Here is a 2,972-nt window from a genome sequence, read left to right as displayed (position 1 = left end):
GGAAATTCTGCGCCAGATGATGGCTGCCGCAGATCTGGTCGCCGCCGACGAGGTTCGGGTTCTCGCGTTCGAGGTCGATGGGCGAGAACACGGCGCGGCCGAGGATCTTCCGGCGAAGGCCGGGCGCATAGCGCTCGATAATGTCGAGGACGCGCTCGGCGTAGTGCTCCCTAGCCTCGTCCCAGTGAGCCGCCGCGATCGTGCCCGCCGCATCGCCCACAATCTCGGCCGGCAGCATGCGCACCTGCACCCACAGCACGTGCTTGCCGTCCGGCGCACGCGAGGGATCGACCGCGGTCGGCTGACCGACGACCAGCACCGGTTCATCCGGCAGCATGCCGGACATCGCCTGTTGATAGGTCCGCGACATGGCATCGAGCGACGGCGACAGATGCACATAGGCGAACTGCCGAAGCTCGGCACCGGCGCGCCAGTCCGGCAGATCGTCGAGCGCCAAATGGATCATCAACGTCCCCGGCGCATGGCGAAAGTTTTTCATGGCCGTGTCGAAGCCGGCATCGCCCGATCCATTACGCAAAAGTTTCCCGGTCAGCGCCTTCGGTGCGATACCGGCGATGACGGCCCTGGTGGCGGTGTGGGTCTCGCCGGAAGCGAGCCGTACGCCGGTCGCCTTGCCGGCGGAAACCGTGATCTCGGCGACATCAGCCTCGGTGACGATCTTGCCGCCGGTGGCCGTGAGCATGCCCGACAAAGCGCGGATGATGGTGTCGGCGCCGCCTCTGCCGAGCACCATGCCGAAGCACTGGTTGGCCATGGATTCGAGGTAAGGAAACACCGCGCCGCCGGCGATGTCGGGGGCGAAGTCGAGATGCATGCCCCAGGTGGCGAGCGTCGCCCTGAGATGCGGCGACTGGAAAGTCTCCTCGAGCCACGCGCGGGGTGAGGAAAGCAGCAACCGCCCGGTATCGAGCGCGCCAGCAAAACCCTTCTTGCGCCACAGGTTCCAGGCGGTGCCGGCGAGTGCTCGGCCGCTCATCGGCGAGCCCAGCAGCCGGAACAGATGCTCGGCTTGCGTCGGGAATGCCGCAACCAGACCACGCCATGTCTGTGCGTCGGCCTCGGAAAAAGCGGCTATCCGTCCAGTGGTCTTCTCCAGGTCGCTGCTGACGCCGAACCAGCGACCGTCGGGGAAGGCGCTGGCAAAACAGTCGGACACCGGCACGAATTCCAGCCCGTGGGTTTTCAATTCATTTGCATATTTCTTGTGAAAGGCCGAGCCGGCGAACAGGCCCAGATTCATTGCGCCGAAATCGTGCCGGAAGCCCGGAAGCGTGAATTCGCGCGTCTGGACGGCGCCGCCGATCGTTGGATTGCGTTCGAAAACCGCTGTTTTCCAGCCTTTGAGCGCCAGATGCGCGGCGCATGCCAGACTGTTGTGGCCTGCCCCGACAAATATGGCGTCGAACTCGCTCACGCCCCGTCCCATTTCCTTTATGCTTAAAGATAATTGCAGATGCATATGTTTTCGTCTAGTAGGATATTAAGGGCCGCGAGAGCCTTCAGCACCATCGAGAAAGAGGGAACAGAGACCATGGACACACAACAACTCCTCGGCGAAGTCGCCGGCCAGCTGCTTTCCGGCGCCATCCAGGTGGTCGACCTGACGGCGCCGCTCGGGCCAGACACGCCGCTGATCAAGCTGCCGCCGGAACTCGCGGTGGACACGCCGAAGATCGAGATCCACGCCATCTCCGCCTATGACAAGAATGGCCCGTGGTGGGCGTGGAACTGGCTCAAGCTCGGCGAGCATTCGGGCACGCATTTCGACGCGCCCAACCACTGGATTACCGGCAAGGATTATCCGGACGGCGCTACCGACACCATTCCGGCGCAGAACTTCGTCGGCCCGGTCAACGTCATCGACTGTTCGAAGCAAGCGGCAGCCGATCACGATTTCCTGCTCACCGTCGATCACATCAAGGCATGGGAAGCCGAACATGGCGCTATCAACGCGGGCGAGTGGGTGGTGATGCGCACCGACTGGTACAAGCGCAACGGCTCGGAAGCCGAGTTCCTCAACGCCAATGAGACCGGCCCGCACACGCCCGGCCCGACCGCGGAAGCCATCCAGTATCTGATCGGCAAGGACATCAAGGGCTGGGGCAGCGAGACGATCGGCACCGATGCCGGCAAGGCCGGCGGCATGGAGCCGCCATTCCCGGCGCACAGCCTGATGCACAAGGCCAACCGCTACGGCCTCGCCAGCCTCTGCAACCTCGACCGGCTGCCGCCGAAAGGCGCGATCCTGATCGCCGCACCGCTCAAGATCGAGCACGGCACCGGCAGTCCGATCCGCGCACTGGCGTTGGTGCCAAGGCAATAGGGTAGCTGCGGTCTTCGGGAGAAGATCATGTGCGGAAGTGGCACTGTGGTAACGGAGTGGGAGCGGCAGCCTTGCGAAGCTGCCGCTCTACGGCGCGAAGGAACGCGACCGTGCGCGATTGAAACTCAGCTCCCGAGGACGGAGAGCACGCATCGATGAGCGATATCGATCACATCATCGTCGGCAGCGGCATCAACGCGCTGGTTTGCGCGGCGATGCTTGGCGGCAAGGGGGCGAAGGTGCTGGTGCTCGAGCGCAACGACCGCATCGGCGGCTGCATGCGCACGGAGGAGATCACCGCGCCCGGCTTCATCCACGACGTGATGGCGACGACCTTCGTCCTGTTCATCACCTCGCCGGCCTATGCCGCGCTGGGCAAGGATCTGGCGCGGCACGGCCTGGAGTTTTGCAACACCTCCACGCCGACCGGCGTGCTGCGCCCGGACGGCAGCCATGCCGTCCTGCGCACCGACCGTACCGCCAATGTAGCGGCGATCAATGCAATCGCCGCGGGTGACGGCGACCGGCACGGCAGCGATGTCGGCGAGATCGAGCGCAACGCCGGTCCGCTGTTCGGGCTGCTCGGTGGCAACCTGTGGTCCTACCCAACGGCCCGACTGCTGGCGGG

3 protein-coding genes are annotated in these 2,972 nt (G+C 64.6%); 2 read left to right on the top strand and 1 reads right to left on the bottom strand.

The window, feature by feature from the left end; all coding sequences use genetic code 11:
- Positions 1-1,435, bottom strand: a 1,435-nt coding sequence (locus E5W70_RS07580; protein ID WP_292656000.1) for an NAD(P)/FAD-dependent oxidoreductase, incomplete at its 3' end; no start/stop codon positions are given.
- 117 nt (positions 1,436-1,552) lie between these two features.
- On the opposite strand from E5W70_RS07580, the gene E5W70_RS07575 reads away from it, so the two are divergent.
- Together E5W70_RS07575 and E5W70_RS07570 are read left to right on the top strand one after the other, a co-directional pair.
- The gene (locus E5W70_RS07575) at positions 1,553-2,344 is read left to right on the top strand and encodes a cyclase family protein (RefSeq protein ID WP_292655997.1); all 792 of its coding nucleotides are present in this window, start codon (positions 1,553-1,555) and stop codon (positions 2,342-2,344) included.
- 155 nt (positions 2,345-2,499) lie between these two features.
- Positions 2,500-2,972 (top strand): NAD(P)-binding protein (locus tag E5W70_RS07570; protein WP_292655995.1); only part of this gene is annotated, 473 nt, incomplete at its 3' end.

Origin of the sequence: Mesorhizobium sp. (genome assembly GCF_005063415.1) — a bacterium.
Classification (GTDB): domain Bacteria; phylum Pseudomonadota; class Alphaproteobacteria; order Rhizobiales; family Rhizobiaceae; genus Mesorhizobium.
The sequence above is the reverse complement of the archived record's forward strand: the minus strand, read 5'-3'. Positions and strand labels throughout refer to the sequence as shown.